We start from the raw sequence: 21,225 nt of genomic DNA on the forward strand, positions 1-21,225 counted from the left end.
CAGGTGCTGTTCTCGGTTAGCGTGCACGAGTGGACTCTGTGTTCGACTATCTGCTGACCGAGGCGCTCGATCCGACACCGCTCGAGTCGATCACCGACGCGTGGACGCGGCATCGGGCTGCCGCCGCGCGTTTCGACACCACGATCGATATCGCGATCGCCGGTGGATTCGGTGCGGACCGACTGGGTTTCGCATTCCTGTCCGGATATCAGCAGGCGCTGCGCGCGTTACTGCCCGAACTCCCGGCCGATGAGCTGGTCGCGGTCGCCGCGACCGAGGCGGGTGGCGCGCATCCGTCCGCGATCGCGACCGAGGTGACCGAGACCGACGGCGGTTGGCGGGTGAACGGCACCAAGACCTTCACCACATTGGGGATACTCGCGCGCCGGCTGTTGGTGATCGCCAGCACGGGCACGGTGGCCGACGGTCGGAACCGGCTGCGCGCGGTCCTCGTCGATGCGGCCCAGCCCGGTGTCGGTGCGACGAATCGGCCCCGGACACAGTTTGCCCCCGAAATCCCTCACGCATCCGTGACATTCACCGATGCGGCGGCCGAGCCGCTGCCCGGCGACGGGTATTCGGATTACCTCAAACCATTCCGCACCATCGAAGACGTCCATGTGCTCGCGGCCACGCTCGGCTGGTTGGTGCGGATCGGGCGCGCGTCCGGCTGGCCGCGGGCGACGCTACAGCGGATGCTCACGGCGGTGGCCTTCGTGCGCGGCCTCGATATGGATCGGCCGACCTCCCCAGGGGGACATATCGCACTGGGCGGCGTATACGCGTATTTCGAGCAGGTGCTGACCGAATTGGAGCCGCTGTGGGCACAGGCCGATCCGGTCGTTCGCGAGCGGTGGGAGCGGGATCGTCGATTGCTGGCGACCGCCGGAAAGGTTCGGGCACAACGGTTGACGGCAGCCTGGCTATCGGTGGGCGCTGCAGAGAATCCAACGGTGCCGACAGATAGCTGAGCCGGGGTGATCTGCCCCCGGAAATGGGGAGCGGGCCTCGGCGAAGGGGGGGAGTTAGCCGAGGCCCGCGTAAGGTCGGCCCGGGGGGGAGGGGCCGACGTGAATGATCCTACGCGATGATCCGGGATTGTGTGTGCGTGGGGATCGCCACTTTCCAAGATTTTTCGAGATGGCTCACCTGCGACGGGCGCGGGCACGGTCCGAATAGCCGGACCGGTCGGGTGTCGGCCTGTTCAGCGATTCTCTGACTGTTGTCAAAAATGTTGTCGCGCAGGGATTTACGGCTCGGGCTCGAACACGTAGCCCGGTCGAGATGAATGTGAAAACCATGCCGACCGGTTGCTGCCTGCCGAAGTCGCTGCTCGGGTCTGTCGTCCGTACGACAGATTCGGCCGGATTTGTCGCGTGTCGTTCGGGTGCGGGCATGTCGGGCACATGGATTCCGAGTACCGGCCGGGCCCGAATCGGGTAGTGCGCTACCCGCGATCGGACGGATACCGGGCGCGATGATCGAACCGGTCGCATCCCGATCCGGCACCCCCGAGCATCGCCGGAATGGGATGCGGCCGTTTGTGTTCGGTGGCTACTGGTGTCCGTCAATTTCGGGGCAAGCCCAGGTCGACGAAAAATCACCGGAAATTGTCGGTGCCCAGGGCAATACTGACTCGAGTACTGGTCACCTCGCCCGAGCGAGCGAACCTCAGGAGAAGTATGCCCGACGCAATCGTCGCCGAGGGTCTGGTCAAAAGATACGGCCAGCTGGTCGCCCTCGACGGACTCGATCTGGCGGTGCCCGAGGGCACCGTCACCGCGTTGCTCGGACCCAATGGTGCGGGCAAGACCACCACCGTCCGGGTGCTCACCACCCTGCTCATTCCGGATGCCGGCCGCGCGATTGTCGCGGGTATCGATGTGCTCCGCAATCCACAGGCCCTGCGCTCACGCATCGGCGCGTCCGGGCAATATGCTGCCGTCGACGAATATCTCACCGGATTCGAAAACCTGGAGATGGTCGGTCGGCTTTATCACATGGGCGTGCAACGCAGTAAGGAGCGCGCCCGGGAACTACTGGAGCGCTTCCGGCTCAGCGATGCCGCCGACCGACCGGTCAAGGGCTATTCGGGCGGTATGCGCCGACGGCTCGACTTGGCCGGCGCGCTGGTGGCCAATCCACCGGTGCTCTTCCTCGACGAGCCGACCACCGGGCTCGATCCGCGGGCGCGCCTCGACCTCTGGGATGTCATCGAGGAACTGGTGGCCGGTGGCACCACCCTCCTGCTTACCACGCAGTACATGGAGGAGGCCGACCGCCTGGCCGATGCCATCGCGGTGATCGACCACGGCAAGGTGATCGCCCGCGGCACCGCGGATGAACTCAAGACCCTGGTCGGCGGCGACCGCATCGAACTCACCGTCGACCACGCCGACAATCTCGCGGCCGCCCAGGAGGCGCTACAGGGTTTGGCGGATGGGGAGATCCATCTCGAACCCGGACTGCGCCGGATCATCGTTCCGGTCAGCGACGGATCGCAGGCGCTCGTCGCCGCCATCGGCCGGCTGAGCATGCACAATGTGCAGATCCACGATGTGGGTCTGCGTCGTCCGTCGCTGGACGATGTCTTTCTCACCCTCACCGGTCACGAGGCCGAGGAGTTGGTCAACGGCGATGGGCGCAATGGCGACAGACCCGCGGATCGGCTCGACAAACCCGCGGATCGGCTCGAAGTAATGCAAGGACGCAAGCGATGACCGCGGCGATCGTGCACACCGGAACAACCCGAATGCCGCTCGGCGAACGCCTCGTCATCGTCTGCACCGACAGCGTGACCATTGCCAAGCGGAATGTCATCAAGATCAAGCGCGTACCCGACGTGCTGATCTTCTCGACGCTGTCGCCGATCATGTTCGTGCTGCTGTTCGCCTATATCTTCGGCTCGGCGATCGAGGTGCCCGGCATGTCGGGCGGCTATCGGGAGTTCCTGATCGCGGGCATCTTCGCGCAGTCGGTGGTGTTCGGCGCGACGTTCACCGGATTGGGCCTGGCCGAGGATATGCAGAAGGGCATTATCGACCGGTTCCGCTCGCTGCCGATGGCGCCCTCGGCCGTGCTGGTCGGGCGCACCATCAGCGATGTGGTGATCAATGTGGTCAGCCTGGTGGTCATGTCGCTGACCGGTTATGTGGTCGGCTGGCGGATTCGCGGATCATTGCTCGACGCGGTTCTCGCTTATGTGCTGTTACTGCTGTTCGCGTACGCGATCTCCTGGATCATGGCCGTGGTCGGCCTACTGGTCCGCGCGCCCGAGGTCTTCAACAATGCCAGCTTCATGGTGATCTTTCCGCTGACATTCCTGGCCAACACCTTTGTGCCGCTCGAGAATCTGCCGACGGCGCTGCGAGTATTCGCCGAATGGAATCCTGTGTCGGCGGTCACCAAGGCGACTCGCGATCTATTCGGCAATACCAATCCGATGACACCGAAATCGGACGCCTGGTCCATGCAGCATCCGGTGGCAACCACGCTGGCGTGGGTGATGATCATCCTGCTGGTGTTCATCCCGCTCGCGCGGCGACAGTACAAGCGCACCGTCAGCCGCTGACCGTATCCGAGCGGCCGTCAGCGACCGTTGTCCGCGCCGGCGTCCGCCAATGGGGTCGGCGCGGAACCGTTGCGGGAGTATCCGATTCGCGGCGGCGCCGGTGCCGGCTCCGGCGGTTGTGGGCGCTTGCTGCGGACCAACCAGGCCGCGCCACCGGCCAGTGCGACGACGACCGTGGCGATCAGTCGGTTACGAGAACGTGTGGAGGTGAGTAGGCGCCCCAAGGTCATGGCACAACTGTGGCACATACCCGAGCATCACGCAGTAGGGCTTGTCCGCCTGGCCTTAGGCGCCAGACTCGAGTGCCATGAGATCAGCGTTGGCGACCACCGGTACCGATGGAGTTCAGTCAGCCCGTCCCTGACGAGTTACCCATGTGCCCGCGAGATCAGTTTTTCCGGTGCGCAGAATCGGTGATCCCTGCGTGCCGAGGGACCGGTGTGGCGAGCATGGATGTCTCGCTGGCTAGCATGACGGTGTGACCTCACCGAATCAGACCGCCGTGGCCACGTTGCACACCAACCACGGCGATATCAAGATCTCGCTCTTCGGTAACCACGCCCCGAAGACGGTGCGGAACTTCGTCGGCCTGGCCGACGGATCGGAACCGTACAAGACGGAGAACGCCAGCGGCGGCACCTCCGGTCCCTTCTACGACGGCGTGCGCTTCCACCGGGTGATCGACGGGTTCATGATTCAAGGTGGTGACCCGACCGGCACCGGACGCGGTGGACCCGGCTACGAATTCGGCGACGAATTCCATCCGGAGCTGCGCTTCGATCGCGGCTACCTGCTTGCGATGGCGAATGCGGGACCGGGCACCAATGGTTCGCAGTTCTTCATCACCGTCGGCCCGCAGCCGCATCTGAACCGCAAGCACACCATTTTCGGGGAGGTCGTAGACCCCGATTCGCGCAAGGTCGTCGATGCCATCGCGACCACGCCGACCGATCGCAACGACCGTCCCAAGGAAGCCGTCACCATCTCCAAGATCACTATCGAATAATCCGATGAATGCTCAACCGCCCGCACCGACGTGCGTCCGCCACCCCAATCGTCCTACGGGCCTGGCCTGCACAAGGTGCGGGCGGCCGGCCTGTCCGGAATGTCTGCGACCCGCGGCGGTCGGACAGCACTGTGTCGACTGTGTCCATCAGGGGCAGCGTGCGGTCCGGCCGGTGCGAACCGTCGCCGGTGCGCAGATGGCGCGTACCCCGATTCCGTATGTCACCTACGCGCTGATCGCGCTGAGTACGATCGTCTTCGCGGTCACCGCGGGGCAATCGAAGAGTCTGCTGGAGAACACCGGGCATTCGGCGCTGTACATCGACTGGGTGCTGTATCCGCCCGCGGTGGCGCACGGTCAATATGTGCGACTGGTCGGATCCGGTTTCCTGCACTACGGTCCGATCCACCTGCTGCTCAATATGTTCGCGCTGTACGTGGTCGGCCGCAGTGTCGAGCCGGTGCTCGGACGGGTGCGCTATCTAGCGGTCTACCTGGTGTCACTGCTCGGTGGTTCGGCCGCCGTCATGGTTTTCGCGAAGGACACCCTGACCGCGGGCGCATCGTGTGCGGTGTACGGACTGTTCGGCGCGATTACCGTGGTCCTGATCCGGGTGCGACAGAATCCGAATCAGATGTTGATCCTCATCGGCATCAATGTCTTCATCAGCTTCTCGCTGCCCGGTATCTCATTGGCCGGACACCTCGGTGGACTCGTCGCAGGCACTCTTGCCGCACTCGGAATTCTGTTTCTGCCGCAGTGGTTGCGCGCGAAATCGCAAGAGAACGCACGGCTGATCGGGTGGGCTGCCGTAGCCGCCGTCGGTGTGGCGGCACTTGCCGTCATCGTGGCCGCGGCGATAACACTGCGGTAGATGCTTCACGTGAAACGTTGCCGCCGCGCACATCCGGCGCGCGGCTAATGCGCCAGTCCGTGTGCGACAAGGGATTCGAAGACCTCGTCCGGACTGGTGCCGAGGTCCCATCGGCCGAAGATCAGCAGGCGTTCGTCGCCGTGGTGCTCGACATCGATTTCGAGCATGGGATTCTTGCGACCGAGGCGGCGATAGCCGACGACTCGGGCCCGGATTATCTGATCGCGGGTGTACTCGGTTGGCCCGGTGAGGGTGCGAATCACCAGCCGCGGCGGTGGGTCGGCGGTGATGCTCAGGCGTGGGCGCTGTCGGAATCCGAGTCCGGCCAAGGCGAGCAGGCCGACCGCCGCCAATCCGATGAGCAGGCGACTCGGTCCGTCCTTGGCGAGGATGGCGGTACCGGCCAGCACCACGCCACCGATGGTGACCGCGATGAGCGCTGCTATCGGCGTGGTCCAGGTGGTGCGTGGTTCGGGAAACGGATCAGGCGAATCGGATTCGGGATCCACGTGTCACTTTCCCCAATCGTTCCTCGAGTTGTCCACACGGTTATCCACAGGTGTGCATGAATGACACGTCTGTGATCCCACCGCTACCGACTGCTTGCAAGGTCGCTCGAAAGACCCAGCTATTGCCCGGGTCAACGCCACCGCATGGTCATGATCAGGCCGATGACCATCAGACCGAAGCCGATCAGGAAGTTCCACGCCCCGAGATCCGCCATCCAGGTGATCCGGTCGTTGGCCAGGTAGTAGACGAGCAGCCAGACCAGCCCGGCCAGCATGAAGCCGAGCATGATCACGACATACCAGACAGGGGACGGACCCGCCTTCACCTTGACCGGCGTGCGGCTGGCGGGATTGATCGTGTAGTCAGTCTTCTTACGGACCTTGGACTTGGGCATGTCGTCCTCGTGTTCGGCGTTCAGGTCGGTACCGGCGGGCGGGTTCGGTTGAATTATGGCCGAGCTCGCGCACCACAGAACCCGATCCGGCGGAAGCCGAGACGGTCCGGGTGAGGGCTCAGGTCCCCTCCGGTCTGTCTCTAGGCTATCCCAACTGGTAATGCGCGCGACGGTCCGCCGGGTGGCCACGTAATCTCGACAGCATGCGTGTACTGGTCGTCGACAACTACGACAGCTTCGTGTTCAACCTGGTGCAGTACCTCGGCCAGTTGGGCGCCGAGGCCGTGGTCTGGCGCAATGACGACCCGAGGCTAGCCGATGTGGACGCGGTCGTCACCGAATACGACGGCATTCTGATCAGCCCCGGTCCTGGCACTCCCGATCGGGCCGGGGCGAGCCTCGACCTGGTACATGCCTGCACCCGGCACGGCATTCCGCTGCTCGGGGTATGCCTCGGCCATCAGGCCATCGGCGCGGCGTTCGGCGGCACCGTGACTCGTGCGCCGGAGCTGCTGCACGGCAAGACGAGCTCGGTCTTCCATCTCGGCGTGGGCGTGCTGGCCGGTCTGCCCGACCCGTTCACCGCGACCCGATACCACTCGCTCACCGTCCTCGAGCACACCCTGCCCGCGGATATCGAGGTGATCGGGCGCACCGAGTCCGGGATCGTGATGGCCATGCGGCATCGGACCCTGCCGATCCATGGCGTGCAGTTCCATCCCGAATCGGTGCTGACCCAGGGCGGGCACCGGATGTTGGCGAACTGGCTGGAGGTATGCGGCGAGCGTCCGTCCGAGGGGCTGGTGGAGATGCTGGAGGCGGAGGTTGCGGCACTGGTGACCCAGTGACGCGACGACCCTATGTCCTGCTGTCCGTCGCGGTCAGTGTCGACGGATATATCGATGATGCCAGTCCGCAGCGGCTGCAGCTGTCCAATGCCGCGGATTTCGATCGGGTGGATCAGGTGCGCGCGGACTCCGACGCGATCCTGATCGGTGCGGAGACGCTGCGCCGCGACAATCCGCGGTTGCTCGTCAACAGTGCGAACCGGCGGGCCGCGCGCATCGCAGCCGGAAAACCGGAGTACCCGGTGAAGATCGCCGTGAGCGCACGCGGCGATCTGGATCCCGAGCTGCGGTTCTGGCAGTCCGGCGGCGAGAAACTCGTGTACACCACACACGCCGGTGCGGCCAAGCTCAGCGATCGGCTGGCGGGTCTGGCGGAAGTCGTCCCGCTCGGTGCCGATATCGACCTGGGTGCGATGCTCGACGATCTCGGTCGCCGCGGCATTGCCCGGCTCATGGTCGAGGGCGGCACCCGCGTCCATACGGAGTTTCTCTCGGCGGACCTGGCCGACGAATTGCAGATGGCGGTCGCGCCGATCGTCGTCGGACATGCCGCAGCGCCGCGCTTTCTCGGGCCCGCGAGCTATCCGGCCCGCAGGATGCACCTGGCTGATGTCACTCAGGTCGGTGATGTCGCATTGCTGCGCTACCTGCCGCGCGCCTGCGGCGGTACCTCCGAACAGACCGATATCCGATTCATGCGCCGGGCCATCGAACTGGCGCGGCTGTGCCCGCCGAGTCCGACCGCGTTCTCCGTAGGCGCGGTCATCGTTGCCGATGGTATCGAGATTTCGACCGGCTATTCGCGCGAGACCGATGAGAAGGTCCACGCGGAGGAGTCCGCGCTCGACAAGCTCGACGCGGACGATCCTCGGCTAGCCCGCGCGACGATTTACAGCACCCTCGAACCATGTTCCCAGCGCGCGACCGCGACCCGGCTGCCGTGCACCGACCGGATTCTGCGGACCGGGATTCCGCGTGTCGTCATCGCCTGGCGGGAACCATCGACCTTCGTGACCAACTGTGTCGGCGTGGAGCAGTTGCGCCTGCGCGGCGTCCAGGTGGTCGAATTGGCGGAGCTGGCCGAGGAGGCGATGTCGATGAATCGCCACCTCGATCTTTCCTGATCGGAGTCAGGGACGGACCGCGGTGACGAATTCGCCGGGCTGATTGTCGTCGAGGTGGCCGGTCAGGTCGGCCGGGCCCCGGGTTTCATGATGTCCCTGGCAGTGGTCATGGGGTTGCCTCCGGTTCCACGGTGGGTTGATGGGCAGCCCCTTCGCCCGCCCATCGGACCCGATGGTCCGCCTTCAAAGCGCTATCACGGCGGACCGAGGACGTAGGTGGTGATCGACACCATCCCGGTCTTCGCGATTGCCGATCCGGCCGCCGGCTGCTGGCTGACGATCCGGCCGACGGCGTTCGTATCGAAGGTGCCCTGGGTGGCTTGGGTTATCTGTGCCGAGGTGCCGGTCCATCCGGCCTGCCGCAGCTTTTCCACCGCCTGTGCCGCGGTCAGGCCGATCAGGCTCGGCATGACAATGTCGCCGCTGGAGACCTGCACGGTGACCGTTGATCCCTTGTCCGCGGTGGCGCCACCTGCTGGGGTGGTCGCGATCACCTCACCCTTGGGCTTCGAGGACGGCACCTCCTGAATGGTGATCTTGAATCCGGCGCTGTCCACCAGATTCGGCTGCGCGACGCTGATGTCCTGACCGATCACATTCGGCACTCGGATCTGCTCCGGCCCGGCGCCGAAGATCACAATAATGGCCCGGTCGATATCGACGCGGGAGCCGGCCGACGGATCGGTGCCGATCACCTTGTCCGTCTCCTGTGCACTCGACGGCTTGCGCTGCACATTCGAATCCATCCGCAAACCGCTGGCGTTCAGCTGCTGTTCGGCCTGCTCCTGGGTCATCCCGTCGAGTCGGGGAATCTGCACCTGCGCTGGTCCGGTGGAGACCTGGACGGTAATCGTGCTGCCCTTGTCGACCTGGGATCCGCCTAGCGGCTGGGTGGAGATGACATTGCCGGTGGCGACCTTGTTGTCCGCCCTCTGCTGGATGGCCACCGTGAAGCCGAGCTTCTGCAGTGAGTCCTGGGCCTGCTGCGCCGATTTGTTCGAAAGGTCGGGTATCGCGACCTGATCCGGACGCGCACCCGGTCCGATCAATACCCAGAACAGGGCGAACGCGACGATGACCGCCGCGGCGGCGCCGAGCGCGATATAGAGATTGCGCCGCGGACTCGCCGGTTCGGCGCGCTCTTGCTCGGCGGTGTCGTCATTGCGCTCGACGGTGCGGAAGCTGCGCGGTGCCGGTTCGTTCGAGCCGAGGATGGTGGTGCGGTCCTCATCGGTCATCACCATCGGCGCGCTGGGCTTCTGGCCGCCGAGCACCCGGATCAGATCGGCGCGCATTTCCGCTGCGGTCTGGTACCGGTTGGCCGGATTCTTGCTCATCGCCTTGAGCACAACCGAGTCCAGCTCGCGTGGCACTCCGTTGTGCACATGCGATGGCAGCCGCGGATCCTCCCGGACGTGCTGGTAGGCCACCGCGATCGGCGAGTCGCCGGTAAAAGGCGGCTCGCCGGTGAGGATTTCGAACAGCACGCAGCCGACGGAGTACACATCCGAGCGGGCGTCGACGGTTTCACCGCGCGCCTGTTCGGGCGAAAGATACTGCGCGGTACCGATGACGGCCGCAGTCTGGGTCATCGGGTTGGAGCTGTCGGCGATCGCGCGCGCGATGCCGAAGTCCATCACCTTCACCGCACCGGCTCGGTTGATCATGATGTTGGCGGGCTTCATATCGCGGTGCACGATTCCGGCCTTATGGCTGAAATCCAGTGCCGCACAGACGTCGGCGACGACTTCCATGGCCCGGCGCGGCGGCAGCGGGCCGTTGCCGCGCACGATATCGCGCAGCGTATCGCCGTCGACGTACTCCATCACGATGTACGGCAGCGGGCCGCCGTCCACCTCCGCCTCGCCGGTGTCGTAGACCGCGACGATGGCCGGATGGTTCAGGGCAGCGGCGTTCTGTGCCTCGCGTTTGAAGCGCAGATAGAACGTCGGGTCGCGGGCCAGGTCGGCGCGCAGCACCTTGATCGCCACGTCCCGACTGAGCCGTAGATCGCGCGCCTTGTGGACTTCGGACATGCCGCCGAACCCGATGATCTCACCCAGCTCGTAGCGGGAGGAGAGATTCTTCGGGGTCGTCATGGTTGTCCTTGCGGAGTAGCAGCGCCTGGAGTGGCCGAGGGTCCTCGGACACCGGGACTATCCGGAAATGGTAAATCGAGCGTAGGGAACCACGAGCCTCTGGTGGTGGTGGATGCACTCGATGTCTTCGACGACTTCGTGGTAGTCGGCGTCTGCGTTGTCGTCGTGGTCGGCGTCTGCGTAGTCGTAGTCGTAGTCGTAGTTGTAGTCGGCGCCGGTTCCGCGCTCGGCGGTGGTAGCGGGGCCGGTCTGGTCGCGGTGTCGACGGTCGTCGGTGGTTCGGTTGTCGTCGTGGTCGATGGCTGCGTGTTGACCGGCGGCGGCGCGATCTTGGTGGTGGTGGTGGGGCGCACGGTATCCGGATTGGTATCGCCGCCGAAGAGCAGCCACAAAACGAGACCGACGAGTAGCACCGCGCCAACGGCGACCGCCGCGCCGACCTTTTGGCCGGTGGTGAATTTCGAGGTCTCCGGATCGGGCGCCGGGTTGCCGCGGGTGGCACCGGAACTCATCACGGTCCTCGGCGCGGCGGGCGATTGTCTGGTCGGACCGGCGCCCGCCACACCCATCGGGGTGGCCGGGGTGTTGTACCGGACCGTCGGACCCTCGTGGTCGTGCGCCGGCAGAATCACCGTCGGGCCGGGCGGCAGCACCCGGGTCGCACCGGTCGCCATCGGTCCGCCGGTGGCAACCGGCGGTGGTGGGCGGCGTCCGGCACGCACAGCGGCGATGGCGTCGGCGAATTCGCCGCCGCTCGCGTAGCGCAGGGTCGGATCCTTGCCCATGGTGATCTCGATCAGCTCGCGCACATTGGGCGGCAGATCGGATGGCATCGGCGGCGGGGCCTCGCGCACATGTTTCATCGCGACGGTGATCGCGCCGTCGCCGCTGAACGGCCGCTGCCCGGCCAGTGCCTCATAGCCGACCACACCGAGTGCGTACACATCGCTGGCCGCGGTCGCGTCCTCGCCGACCGCCTGCTCGGGCGCGATGTACTGGGCGGTGCCCATCACCATGCCGGTCTTGGTCACCGGGGAGGCGTCGACCGCCTTGGCAATGCCGAAATCGGTGATCTTCACCTGCCCGGTGGGTGTGACGAGGATATTGCCCGGCTTCACGTCACGGTGCACGACACCGGCGGCGTGCGCGACCTCGAGTGCGCGACCGGTCTGCTCCAGCATGTCCAGACCCTGGGCCACCGAAAGCCGGCCCAGCCGGTTCAGCACCGTATTGAGCGGTTCGCCCTGCACCAATTCCATGACCAGATAGGCGGTTTCCCCGCCATGCGGATCCATGGTCTCGCCGTAGTCATAGATTCCGGCGATACCCGGGTGATTCAGCTGGGCCGTCGTCTTGGCCTCGCTGCGGAACCGATGCCGGAAGGTCGGGTCGGCCGAGAACTCGGATTTGAGCACCTTCACCGCGACCCGGCGGTCCAGCCGGGTGTCGAGTGCCTCCCATACCTGACCCATACCGCCCGTGGCGATCAGGCGTTGCAGCCGATATCGGTCGGCGATCATCGCGCCGTTGTTCAACATCCCGGCCCCCGTAAATCCACTCGCACGTTCATATCTCTCAGCGCCCTCGCAAACCGGCATCCAAGACCGCGCGGGCAATCGGCGCGGCCACTGAGCCACCAGTCGCGGCCAACGCCCGGTCGCCGCCGTTCTCCACGATCACCGCGATGGCGATCTTGGGGTTCTGTGCGGGCGCGAAGGCGATGTACCAGGCGTGTGGTGGCGTATTGCGCGGATTGCTTCCGTGTTCGGCGGTTCCGGTCTTAGAGGCGATTTGATACCGGGTCTGGCCGTGTCCGACGGTGTTGTCCTCCGACGCGATCATCAGGTTGGTCAGCGTTGACGCTACCTGGGCGCTGACAGCTTGGCCGACCGAGACCGGTTTATTTTTGGAAAGCTCGCTCAGATCGGGTCCCTGCAGTTGATCGACCAGGTACGGCTCCATGCGGACGCCGTCGTTGGCGATGGTCGCCGCGATGACCGCATTGTCCAGTGGGGTGAGTGCGACATCGCGCTGGCCGATGCTGCTCTGGGCCAATGCGGCATTGTCCGAAATCGTGCCGACGGTACTCTCCGCGACCGGAATCGGGATGTTACGGCGCTGGCCGATGCCGAAGGCGGCGGCCTCGTCCTTGAGTCTCGCGGCGCCGACCTTGAGGCCGAGTTCGACGAATGCGGTATTGCAGGATCTGCGGAATGCCTCGGTGAGCGTCGCGGTAGGGCCGCTACCGCAGGTGGTGCCGTTGTAGTTCTCCAGGGGGGTGTTGGTGCCCGGCAGCATGATGCTCGGCGCTGCGGTGAACTGGTCATCCGGGGTTGCGGTGCCGTTGGCCAACGCGGCGGCGGTGACGACCACCTTGAAGGTGGAGCCCGGTGGATAGGTCTGCGACACAGCACGATTCAACATGGGTTGGCGTTGGTCCGCACTCAGCTCTTCCCACGATTTGGTGCCCTGGGCGCCATCGTGCCCGGACAGCAGGTTCGGGTCGTAGCTGGGGGTGGACACCATGGTGAGAATCTTGCCTGTGCTCGGCTCGATCGCCACCACGGAACCGGTGAAACCCTTGGCGGTCAGCTGCTCGTAGGCGACCTGCTGCATCATCGGATCCAGCGTGGTGAGCACATTGCCGCCGCGCGGATCACGACCGGAGATCATATCGATCAGGCGGCGTCCGAACAGCGAATTGTCCGAACCGTTGAGCACCGTATCCTCGGCGCGCTCCAGCCCCGTGCTGCCGTACTGCATCGAGTAGAAGCCGGTGACCGGTGCGTAAGCCTCCGGATCGGTGGGGTAGGTGCGCAGATACTTGTAGCGGTCGTCGGTGGCGACCGAACTGGCCAGCACCGTGCCGCCCGCGGAGATCTGCCCGCGCTGGCGGGCGTATTCGTCGAGCAGCATGCGTGAGTTGCGTGGATCGGTGCGATAGTCGTCGGCCTTGATGACCTGCACATAGGTGGCGTTGAGCAGCAGCGCGACGATCATGAGCATCACCGCGACCGCGACCCGTCGTAGCGGTGTGTTCATTCCTGCGGCCTCGCTTCCGGTTTGCGCAGAAGCTCGGTGGTCGCATCCGCGATCGGGGCCACCGGATCCTTCTTGCGCACCGGCGCCGGGGCACGTGCCGCGTCGGAGACCTTGATCAGCAATGCCAGCAGCGCGTAGTTGGCCAGCAGTGACGAACCACCGTAGGACATGAACGGAGTGGTCAGACCGGTCAGCGGAATCAGTTTGGTGACACCACCGACCACTACGAACAGCTGGATCGCGATGGTGAACGCCAACCCGGCGGCCAGCAGCTTGCCGAAGCTGTCGCGCACGGCGAGCGCGGTCCGCAGCCCACGCACCACGAACACCAGGAACAGCAGTAGCACCGCGGCCAGTCCGAAGAGGCCGAGTTCCTCACCGATGGTGGTGATGATGAAGTCGGTTTTCGCGAAGGGCACCTGCGAGGGCCGCCCGCTGCCGAGGCCGGTGCCCGCCAATCCGCCGGTAGCCAGACCGAACAGCGACTGCGAGATCTGGTAGCCGGTGTTGTTGTAGTCCGCGAACGGGTGCAGCCAGGTCTGGGTGCGCACCCGCACATGGCTGAAGGCCTGGTAGGCGAAGAAGAATCCGATGGTCAGCAGCGCGCCGCCGATAATGAGCCAGCCGACCCGCTCAGTCGCGATATAGAGCATCACCAGCACCGTGCTGAAGATCAACAGCGAAGTGCCGAGGTCCTTTTCGAAGACCAGCACACCGATGCAGACGATCCAGACCACCAGAATCGGTCCGAGGTCGCGGGCGCGCGGGAACTCCATGCCGAGGAAATGCCGACCGGCTGCGGTGAACAGATCGCGCTTGGCGACCAACACCGAGGCAAAGAAGATGATCAGCAGGATCTTCGCGAATTCACCCGGCTGCACACTCAAACCGGGCAGCCTGATCCAGATCTTGGAGCCGTTGGTCTCCGAATACGCCCCGGGCAGCAACGCCGGAATCGCCAGCGCGACCAGACCGACCAGGCCCAGGGTGTAGTTGTAGCCGGCCAGCGTGCGGTAATCGCGCAGTACGACCAGGAGCGCGATGAAGATGATCATCCCCAGACCGGTCCACAGGATCTGTTGATTGGCGTCGGGGGAGGGGATCGGCCACGAGTTGTAGGCGGCGGTCTGCGCATCGGCGAGATCGAGCCGATGGATCAGTACCAGGCCGAGTCCGTTCAGCAGCGCGGCGATCGGTAAGAGGAGTGGATCGGCGAACGGTGCGAAACGCCGCACCGCGAGATGCGCCACCGCGAACAGGGCCAGGTAGGCGAGACCATACTTCGCGATATCCCAGGTGATTGATTGTTCCTGACTCGCCTCGACCAGGAACAGCGAAACGGTGACGATGCCGGTCGCACCGGCAAGCAGGACGAGTTCGGCATTACGCTTCGTCGATGGCGGCGGCGCTGGCGCGAATCCGCCGGGAGGACTGGGAAATGCCCCAGCCGACGATGATGCCGGAGCAGACATCAGTCCGTCACCCGGCAAGGCTCCCCCGCCGTCTGGGGGTTCGGCGACGCCGTCGCCGTCGGGGCCGGGGGCTTGGCATCTGGGCTCTTGGTCTCACCCGGCAGCGGTTCGGGTGCGGGCGCGCGGTTCTCGGTGGCCGGCGCGCCCGTCGTTGGCACGGGTACACCGGGCTGCGTTGGCGGTTCGCTCGGCGGAACGACGCCGGGCTGCGGCACCGACTCCTTGGCCGGGCACGCGGGCAGCAGTTCATTGCGGGCCAGCATCTGCATCTGCTTGCGCGCCTCGTCCAGCGAACCCGGCGGCAATCCCTTGTCCACCTGGTCGTGTCCGGTCTGCTTGAGATCGGACACCTCGAGCGCCGTGCATTTCGGCGGCAGCGTCTCGTCCGGCTGCTTCAGGGTGAGCGTGCCGGATGGGTCGACACAGCCGATCATCTCGACCTCGTGGATCGAATAACCCAGCACCGAACCCGGCAGCCCACGCATGATGACGACCTGGTTGTTATCCGCTCCGACGTAGTAGTTGCTGCGAATCATCTTGTAGCCGACCAGCAATCCGACAGCCGCGGCCACCACCAGGGCGACCACGAGCAGGATCCAGCGCAATCTATGTGACTTCTGCGGCGGCGGCGTCTCCGGTGCGGCGGCGGCCCGGCGCGGTTCGGCGCGCGGCGGACGCATCGCGGCGGCCCGGCCGGCGGCGGTATTCGGCGGCGGGGTGTCCTCGTCCTGGCCCGAGGCCGCGCCGGCCACGATCGGATGGCTCTGTCCGTAGTCCAGATCGATGACATCGGCGACGACCACTGTGACGTTGTCCGGACCGCCGCTGCGCAGGGCGAGTTCGATGAGCCGGTCGGCGCATTCGTCGGTGCTGCCCTCGCGCATGGTATTGGCGATGGTCTCATCGCTGACCACGTCGGAGAGTCCGTCGGAGCACAGCAGATAGCGATCGCCGGCGCGGGCCTCGCGCATGATCAGCGTCGGCTCGATCTCGTTGCCGGTGAGGGCGCGCATGATCAGCGAACGCTGCGGATGGGTATGCGCCTGCTCGGGCGTGATCCGGCCCTCGTCCACCAGCGACTGGACGAAGGTGTCGTCGCGGGTGATCTGGGCGAGCTCGCCACCGCGCAGCAGATATGCGCGTGAGTCACCGATGTGGACCAAGCCGAGTTTTTTGCCCGCGAACAGGATCGCCGTGAGCGTGGTGCCCATGCCGTCGAGTTCGGGCTCTTCCTCGACCTGATCGGCAATGGCGGCATTGCCCTCGTGGACGGCGGTGTTGAGCTTGCCGAGAAGATCGTCGCCGGGCTCGTCGTCGTCGAGATGGGCGAGTGCGGCAATCATCAACTGCGATGCCACCTCGCCGGCGGCGTGGCCGCCCATGCCGTCAGCTAGTGCGAGCAGCCGTGCGCCCGCATAGACGGAGTCCTCGTTGTTGCCTCGGACAAGACCGCGGTCGCTGCGCGCTGCGTAGCGGAGAACAAGTGTCACGATCGGAGCTCGATCACTGTTTTGCCGACACGGACAGGGGTGCCGAGTGGAACTCGGACTGCGGTGGTGACTTTCGCGCGGTCGAGGTAGGTGCCGTTCGTCGAGCCGAGGTCTTCGACGTACCAGTCGTCACCGCGCGGTGAGAGCCGCGCATGTCTGGTAGAGGCGTAATCATCGGTGAGTACCAGCGTTGAGTCGTCCGCACGTCCGATCAGCACCGGTTGGGTGCCGAGCGAGATGCGAGTGCCGGCGAGTGAACCTTGAGTCACCACAAGAAATTTGGCGCCCTTCTGGCCTCGGCTGAAAGAAGGCAGCACCGCGGAGCCGCGTGCGGCCCTGGGCTGGATCCGGATGCCGGATGCCGCGTAGATGTCGCTGCGCAGGGTGCGCAACACCGCCCACACGAATAACCACAACAGCAGCAGGAACCCCGTACGGGTCAATTGCAGGATGAGTCCCTGCACGGCGCTCCACCTCCTGTTCGACCGTGTACGTCGGTGCCCGTAGGTGCGGAGTTCGCCCCCACCGGCTTGCTGGTTTCGCGAGCCCCGGTCCTGGCGACGCGCGTGTATTCGCAGCATCATAGGGCCGTGGGTCGAGTTCGATCACGATACGGCCGCAAAATCCCTGTACGCCATGTCGTGACCTGCATCGCGAGCTTACGGGATCAGACGATACGGATCAGGATCTCGGAGTGCCCGGCGCGGATAACATCGCCGTCGGCCAACTGCCAGTCCTGAACCGGCGAGCCGTTGACGAGCGTGCCGTTGGTCGAACCCAGATCCGAGAGCATCGCGGTCTGCCCATCCCAGCGAACCTCGATGTGCCTGCGTGAAACTCCGGTATCCGGCAGCCGGAAGTGCGCGTCCTGACCGCGGCCGATGATGTTGCTGCCCTCGCGGAGCTGGTAGGTGCGGCCGCTGCCGTCGTCGAGCTGCAGCGTCGCGGAATAGCTCGAACCGGCTTGTGCGCCACCGCCATACGCGGGGGCTTGGTGGCCGCCCTGGGCGCCGTAGCCGGGCTGTTGCGAGTAGGCCTGCCCATAGCCGCCCTGCTCCTCGGGCGCGGCGTAGCCCTGCTCGCCGTAGCCTGGTTCCGCGTAGCCCTGTTCGCCGTAGCCGGACTGTCCGTAGCCCTGCTGCCCGTAGCCCTGCTGACCATAACTGCCCTGATCAGGGTAGCCCTGTTCGCCGTAGCCGGACTGTCCGTAGCCCTGCTGCCCGTAGCCCTGCTGGCCGTAGCCGGGCTCCTGGTAGGCCTGCTGTCCGTAGTCCCGGTCGGCGTAGCCACCCTGCTGCTGGCCGTAGCCGCCGCGATCACCGTAGCCCTGGCCGTAACCCGGATCCTGGTAGGCCTGCTGCCCGTAGCCCTGACCGCCCTGCTGGTAGTCGTAGCCGCTCTGATACTCGCCGTAACCCTGCTGTGAGTCCGGCGCCTGGTAGTCGGAGCCACCGCCGTAGGGTGCGCCGCCCCGGCCGTAGTCGTCGCGGTACGCACCGTTCGGCTGCCCGGGCCGCCCCGCAGGCGGCGGTGCGTACCCACGGTTGCGTGGATCGGACTCCGCGGGCTCACGGCTTGGGTCGTAGCCTGAGTTCTGCGTCATGGGGCCAGCTCCTGGTTGCGGGGGTGCAGGTCGTTGTGGCGTGGGTTCGGGGCTGCGAGCCGGGCTGGCTCTGCGGCCGATGTCGGGGTCGACCCGACCGCTCGCTCTGAACTGTCCGGTGTGCAGCGTAGGTGATGCCTCGAATGCCACGTGTACTTCGCCGTAGGTCTGCCAGCCTTGCTCGCGGATGTAGTCCTGAAGGTGTTTGGCGAACGCGCGGGTGGTGAGGTCGTGGTCGGCGTCGAGTTGTTGGTGATCAGAGGTGTTGATGGTGATCACATAACTGTTGGGCGCCAACAGATGTCCGCCACCCAGATCCTGGATGTTGTCGGCGGCCTCCTGCTTGAGTGCCGCTTCCACCTCCTGGGGAACGACACTGCCCCCGAAGGCTCTGGCGAACACGTCACCGACGGCGCCTTGTAGACGACGCTCGAATCGAGAAACGATGCCCATCTAGGCCTCCCTTCGGCGAGCGTCTGTGTTGATTCATAACAACGAGACACGCATATGGCGTGTCGCGTATCCGACCACGTTCATTGCATGATATCCACGATCGTCCACACCTGTAACTCCCCGAAGTCACCCTGGGTTCCCGTTTCTGTCCGAACCGCCCTCGAGTGCCGCCAACAGGCGATTTCGTGTCTCGCTGAACCGCGTGATACTGTCTCCCAGTCGCTCGGGCGAGTGGCGGAATGGCAGACGCGCTGGCTTCAGGTGCCAGTGTCCTTCGGGACGTGGGGGTTCAAGTCCCCCTTCGCCCACCAGTGTAGTACGCGGAAGTCGCAGGTCAGAGGGTGTTTTCTCTGGTCTGCGACTTCTTTCGTCAACAGGGTTTGTTGACCCGGATGTTGACGCGAATGTGTGCTGACGTGTCTGGATGTTGACGGGAGTGTCGGCGTTCTCCCTGGGCTATTGCTCCCCTTTCGGTCTGGGTTCTTGGTTTCCCCTGTATGACGGTGGTTTTGGTGGGTGCGGCCTGTGTGGGGGACTCGGGTGTGGGGTGAAGGGGGTCCTGAAGCACTCCCGACCCCCGTGTCTCGTTCAACTGACGTTGACAATGGCAAGCAGTAAGGCGCTAACGCTGCACCCAAGCGTGGGGTTGGCTCCAGCCGCGTTGATTCATGCGTTCGAAGTAGGCGTCTTCTTCACCGATGGTCCTGTAGACCGTCAAGTCCAGGTTGCGCATGGCCGTCCAGTTGCTATGAAGTAGCCGTATGCTTCCGGCTGCCCCGCTTTAATGCACCCTCATGCCGACTATCGGGCGGAAGTCACTGATCGAACTCGGTATCGTGAAGCGCTCGGTGGCGAATATGCCCACGGTGCGACGGTTCTGGATCGAATTCGATCCAGAACACGGATCAGTTCTCTGGTGGACCAGGCCGTACGCCGGTGTGACCGGCTTCGATGAGCAGGACTGCTTAGCGAGGGTGGCCGATCTTCTCCCCTCCTACGAGGAGTTGCCGCCTGTGCGTCGGATCACGGCCGACATCTCAGAGGTCACGGGAGGTGAGTCTTCAGCGAACCGGTGTCGGGTGAGGCGCCGGCGCAAGGTGAGGGACAGGTAGACCAGGGCGAGTAGGGCAGGGACCTCGATCAACGGTCCGACGACACCGGCCAGGGCCTGCCCGGACATCGCGCCGTAGGTGGCTATCGCGACGGCGATCGCGAGTTCGAAGTTGTTGCCCGAGGCGGTGAATGCCATCGTCGTGGTCCGCGCATACCCGAGCCCGAGCACCATGCCGAGGGCGATACCGCCGCCCCACATGAGCGCGAAGTAGATCAACAGTGGCACCGCGATCCGCACGACATCGAGCGGGCGGCCGGTGATCTGCTCACCTTGCAGCGCGAACAGGATCACGATGGTGAACAACAGCCCGTAGAGCGCCCACGGTCCGATCGCCGGCAGCAGCCGGTTCTCGTACCAGTCCCGGCCGCGGGCCTTCTCACCGTAACGGCGGGTGAGATACCCGGCGGCCAGCGGGATCCCGAGGAACACCAGCACCGACACCGCGATATCGACGGGTGAGGCCTCGATCGTGGTCTGCTCCAGGCCGAGCCATCCCGGCAGCACGGACAGGTAGAACCAGCCCAGGACCGCGAACATGAGCACCTGGAAGACCGAGTTGATCGCGACCAGGACGGCGGCGGCTTCGCGGTCGCCGCAGGCCAGATCGTTCCAGATGATCACCATCGCGATGCAGCGCGCCAACCCGACGATGATCAACCCGGTTCGATACTCGGGCAGATCCGGCAACAGCAGCCAGGCCAGGGTGAACATCAGCGCCGGGCCGACCACCCAGTTCAACAGCAACGACCCGAGAAGGAGTCGGTGGTCGCCGGTGACGGTGTGCAGGCGGTCGTAGCGGACCTTGGCCAGCACCGGATACATCATGATCAGCAGCCCGGCCGCGATCGGCAGCGAAATCCCCTCGACCTCGACCGCCGACAACGCTCCGCCCAGGCCGGGGACCAGGCGGCCCAGCGCCAGTCCCGCGGCCATCGCCACCCCGATCCAGACCGGCAGCAGCCGGTCCAGCATCGGCAACCGCGCGGCCGGCACCTGTACCGCGGTGCTCACTCCCGCCTCGCCTCGCTCTCACACACCCTGGTCATCGGTCGGCGGCCGGAGCGCAGCACGCGGTCTCGGACTCCCCGCGCCCGTCGGTGTCGCAGCAAGCCTGCACCGCCTCACCATCGGTGATCTCGGTGAACTGCGGGACGGTGCCGAAGGATTCGGAATCGGCGAGCACCGTGTAGACCTCCCACCGCTCCTGTCCGGGGCCGGTCACCCACACCTTGTCCTGGGTGGCGAAACAACACGTCGTCGCGATCTGCTCCTCGGTGAACAACCCTGCCTTCGACAGTCGGGCGATCTCGGCGTGTACCTGCTCCGATGAGTCGACCTCCACGCCGAGGTGGTTGAGGCTGCCACCGTGACCGGGGTTCTCGATGAGCACCAGCTTCAACGGCGGCTCGGTGACCGCGAAGTTCGCGTAGCCGGGCTTCACCTTGGCCGGTTCGGTACCGAACAGCCTCGAGTAGAACCCGACTGCGGCCTCCAGGTTGTCGACATTGAGGGCGAGCTGTATCCGGGACATAATGATCACCGCCTGTGTGACATATATCGAATGGCTTGGGGTGGCCAGTGTGCCACCTTTTCGACATAAGTCAATATCTGCCGTTAGGCTGGGT

The 21,225-nt window shown here is 65.2% G+C and carries 19 protein-coding genes and 1 tRNA gene; 8 read left to right on the plus strand and 12 right to left on the minus strand.

Annotation, left to right across the window (positions count from 1 at the left end):
- Positions 1 to 29: 29 nt before the first annotated feature.
- From AB0L63_RS09325 to AB0L63_RS09335, 3 genes are all read left to right on the plus strand, one after another.
- A complete protein-coding gene (locus tag AB0L63_RS09325) occupies positions 30 to 971 on the plus strand; it encodes an acyl-CoA dehydrogenase family protein (RefSeq protein ID WP_364497046.1) in 942 nt (313 codons plus the stop codon).
- Between the two features lie 711 nt (positions 972 to 1,682).
- Complete coding sequence (locus AB0L63_RS09330; RefSeq protein ID WP_364497049.1) at positions 1,683 to 2,720, plus strand: ATP-binding cassette domain-containing protein; 1,038 nt, start codon at positions 1,683 to 1,685, stop codon at positions 2,718 to 2,720.
- A 32-nt stretch (positions 2,721 to 2,752) separates the two neighbouring features.
- Complete coding sequence (locus tag AB0L63_RS09335; RefSeq protein WP_364498133.1) at positions 2,753 to 3,571, plus strand: ABC transporter permease; 819 nt, start codon at positions 2,753 to 2,755, stop codon at positions 3,569 to 3,571.
- A gap of 17 nt (positions 3,572 to 3,588) precedes the next feature.
- On the opposite strand, the gene AB0L63_RS09340 is transcribed toward AB0L63_RS09335, so the two are convergent.
- Positions 3,589 to 3,801: a hypothetical protein gene (locus AB0L63_RS09340; protein WP_364497052.1), complete on the minus strand. Its 213-nt coding sequence runs from the start codon at positions 3,799 to 3,801 to the stop codon at positions 3,589 to 3,591.
- Positions 3,802 to 4,049: 248 nt separating this feature from the next.
- Between AB0L63_RS09340 and AB0L63_RS09345 the strand changes: the two genes are divergently transcribed.
- Together AB0L63_RS09345 and AB0L63_RS09350 are read left to right on the plus strand one after the other, a co-directional pair.
- A complete protein-coding gene (locus AB0L63_RS09345) occupies positions 4,050 to 4,577 on the plus strand; it encodes a peptidylprolyl isomerase (RefSeq protein ID WP_364497055.1) in 528 nt (175 codons plus the stop codon).
- A 4-nt stretch (positions 4,578 to 4,581) separates the two neighbouring features.
- Complete coding sequence (locus tag AB0L63_RS09350; RefSeq protein WP_364497059.1) at positions 4,582 to 5,451, plus strand: rhomboid family intramembrane serine protease; 870 nt, start codon at positions 4,582 to 4,584, stop codon at positions 5,449 to 5,451.
- Between the two features lie 44 nt (positions 5,452 to 5,495).
- Here AB0L63_RS09350 and AB0L63_RS09355 read toward each other — a convergent pair whose 3' ends face one another.
- Complete coding sequence (locus tag AB0L63_RS09355) at positions 5,496 to 5,960, minus strand: PH domain-containing protein (RefSeq protein ID WP_364497062.1); 465 nt, start codon at positions 5,958 to 5,960, stop codon at positions 5,496 to 5,498.
- A 131-nt stretch (positions 5,961 to 6,091) separates the two neighbouring features.
- Positions 6,092 to 6,355: a cell division protein CrgA gene (gene crgA, locus AB0L63_RS09360; protein ID WP_364350815.1), complete on the minus strand. Its 264-nt coding sequence runs from the start codon at positions 6,353 to 6,355 to the stop codon at positions 6,092 to 6,094.
- A gap of 203 nt (positions 6,356 to 6,558) precedes the next feature.
- On the opposite strand from crgA, the gene AB0L63_RS09365 reads away from it, so the two are divergent.
- Positions 6,559 to 7,203: an aminodeoxychorismate/anthranilate synthase component II gene (locus AB0L63_RS09365; RefSeq protein ID WP_364497065.1), complete on the plus strand. Its 645-nt coding sequence runs from the start codon at positions 6,559 to 6,561 to the stop codon at positions 7,201 to 7,203.
- The gene (locus tag AB0L63_RS09370; protein WP_364497068.1) at positions 7,200 to 8,327 is read left to right on the plus strand and encodes a dihydrofolate reductase family protein; all 1,128 of its coding nucleotides are present in this window, start codon (positions 7,200 to 7,202) and stop codon (positions 8,325 to 8,327) included. Before AB0L63_RS09365 ends, AB0L63_RS09370 begins: the two co-directional genes overlap by 4 nt.
- Before the next feature lie 194 nt (positions 8,328 to 8,521).
- Here the strand turns inward: AB0L63_RS09370 and pknB are convergent, their stop codons facing one another.
- The 7 genes from pknB to AB0L63_RS09405 all read right to left on the minus strand — a co-directional run bounded on the left by pknB (position 8,522) and on the right by AB0L63_RS09405 (position 18,486).
- Positions 8,522 to 10,426 carry a Stk1 family PASTA domain-containing Ser/Thr kinase gene (pknB, locus tag AB0L63_RS09375; RefSeq protein WP_364497071.1) on the minus strand — a complete coding sequence of 635 codons (1,905 nt, stop codon included), beginning with the start codon at positions 10,424 to 10,426 and terminating at the stop codon, positions 8,522 to 8,524.
- On the minus strand, positions 10,423 to 11,964 hold the full coding sequence (locus tag AB0L63_RS09380) for a protein kinase (protein WP_364497074.1): 1,542 nt from the start codon (positions 11,962 to 11,964) through the stop codon (positions 10,423 to 10,425). The genes pknB and AB0L63_RS09380 overlap by 4 nt, the downstream gene beginning before the upstream one ends.
- 37 nt (positions 11,965 to 12,001) lie before the next feature.
- Positions 12,002 to 13,468 (minus strand): penicillin-binding protein 2, encoded by a 1,467-nt coding sequence (locus tag AB0L63_RS09385; RefSeq protein WP_364497077.1) that lies wholly within the window; start codon positions 13,466 to 13,468, stop codon positions 12,002 to 12,004.
- Positions 13,465 to 14,940 carry an FtsW/RodA/SpoVE family cell cycle protein gene (locus AB0L63_RS09390; protein WP_364497080.1) on the minus strand — a complete coding sequence of 492 codons (1,476 nt, stop codon included), beginning with the start codon at positions 14,938 to 14,940 and terminating at the stop codon, positions 13,465 to 13,467. Before AB0L63_RS09390 ends, AB0L63_RS09385 begins: the two co-directional genes overlap by 4 nt.
- Complete coding sequence (locus AB0L63_RS09395; RefSeq protein ID WP_364497082.1) at positions 14,940 to 16,430, minus strand: protein phosphatase 2C domain-containing protein; 1,491 nt, start codon at positions 16,428 to 16,430, stop codon at positions 14,940 to 14,942. The genes AB0L63_RS09390 and AB0L63_RS09395 overlap by 1 nt, the downstream gene beginning before the upstream one ends.
- Positions 16,427 to 16,894 (minus strand): FHA domain-containing protein, encoded by a 468-nt coding sequence (locus AB0L63_RS09400; protein ID WP_327094791.1) that lies wholly within the window; start codon positions 16,892 to 16,894, stop codon positions 16,427 to 16,429. The genes AB0L63_RS09395 and AB0L63_RS09400 overlap by 4 nt, the downstream gene beginning before the upstream one ends.
- Before the next feature lie 203 nt (positions 16,895 to 17,097).
- Positions 17,098 to 18,486, minus strand: coding sequence for a DUF3662 and FHA domain-containing protein (locus AB0L63_RS09405; RefSeq protein WP_364497086.1), 1,389 nt, complete (start codon positions 18,484 to 18,486; stop codon positions 17,098 to 17,100).
- Between the two features lie 225 nt (positions 18,487 to 18,711).
- Between AB0L63_RS09405 and AB0L63_RS09410 the strand changes: the two genes are divergently transcribed.
- Positions 18,712 to 18,797, plus strand: a tRNA-Leu gene (locus AB0L63_RS09410).
- A 683-nt stretch (positions 18,798 to 19,480) separates the two neighbouring features.
- On the opposite strand, the gene arsB is transcribed toward AB0L63_RS09410, so the two are convergent.
- Entirely contained in the window at positions 19,481 to 20,572 is a 1,092-nt protein-coding gene (gene arsB, locus AB0L63_RS09415; protein ID WP_364498135.1) for an ACR3 family arsenite efflux transporter, read from the minus strand.
- Positions 20,573 to 20,642: 70 nt separating this feature from the next.
- A complete protein-coding gene (locus tag AB0L63_RS09420; RefSeq protein WP_364497089.1) occupies positions 20,643 to 21,131 on the minus strand; it encodes an ArsI/CadI family heavy metal resistance metalloenzyme in 489 nt (162 codons plus the stop codon).
- Positions 21,132 to 21,225 lie beyond the last annotated feature (94 nt).

The organism is Nocardia sp. NPDC051990 (assembly GCF_040680755.1).
Classification (GTDB): Bacteria; Actinomycetota; Actinomycetes; order Mycobacteriales; family Mycobacteriaceae; genus Nocardia.

Coding starts and splice junctions, on each gene's coding strand:
- AB0L63_RS09350 (WP_364497059.1), top strand. CDS start 4,582: ATGAATGCTCAACCGCCCGCACCGACGTGCGTCCGCCACCCCAATCGT.
- arsB (WP_364498135.1), bottom strand. CDS start 20,572: ATGCTGGACCGGCTGCTGCCGGTCTGGATCGGGGTGGCGATGGCCGCG.
- AB0L63_RS09385 (WP_364497077.1), bottom strand. CDS start 13,468: ATGAACACACCGCTACGACGGGTCGCGGTCGCGGTGATGCTCATGATC.
- AB0L63_RS09390 (WP_364497080.1), bottom strand. CDS start 14,940: ATGTCTGCTCCGGCATCATCGTCGGCTGGGGCATTTCCCAGTCCTCCC.
- AB0L63_RS09330 (WP_364497049.1), top strand. CDS start 1,683: ATGCCCGACGCAATCGTCGCCGAGGGTCTGGTCAAAAGATACGGCCAG.
- AB0L63_RS09365 (WP_364497065.1), top strand. CDS start 6,559: ATGCGTGTACTGGTCGTCGACAACTACGACAGCTTCGTGTTCAACCTG.
- AB0L63_RS09380 (WP_364497074.1), bottom strand. CDS start 11,964: ATGTTGAACAACGGCGCGATGATCGCCGACCGATATCGGCTGCAACGC.
- AB0L63_RS09420 (WP_364497089.1), bottom strand. CDS start 21,131: ATGTCCCGGATACAGCTCGCCCTCAATGTCGACAACCTGGAGGCCGCA.
- AB0L63_RS09405 (WP_364497086.1), bottom strand. CDS start 18,486: ATGGGCATCGTTTCTCGATTCGAGCGTCGTCTACAAGGCGCCGTCGGT.
- pknB (WP_364497071.1), bottom strand. CDS start 10,426: ATGACGACCCCGAAGAATCTCTCCTCCCGCTACGAGCTGGGTGAGATC.
- crgA (WP_364350815.1), bottom strand. CDS start 6,355: ATGCCCAAGTCCAAGGTCCGTAAGAAGACTGACTACACGATCAATCCC.
- AB0L63_RS09340 (WP_364497052.1), bottom strand. CDS start 3,801: ATGACCTTGGGGCGCCTACTCACCTCCACACGTTCTCGTAACCGACTG.
- AB0L63_RS09335 (WP_364498133.1), top strand. CDS start 2,753: ATGCCGCTCGGCGAACGCCTCGTCATCGTCTGCACCGACAGCGTGACC.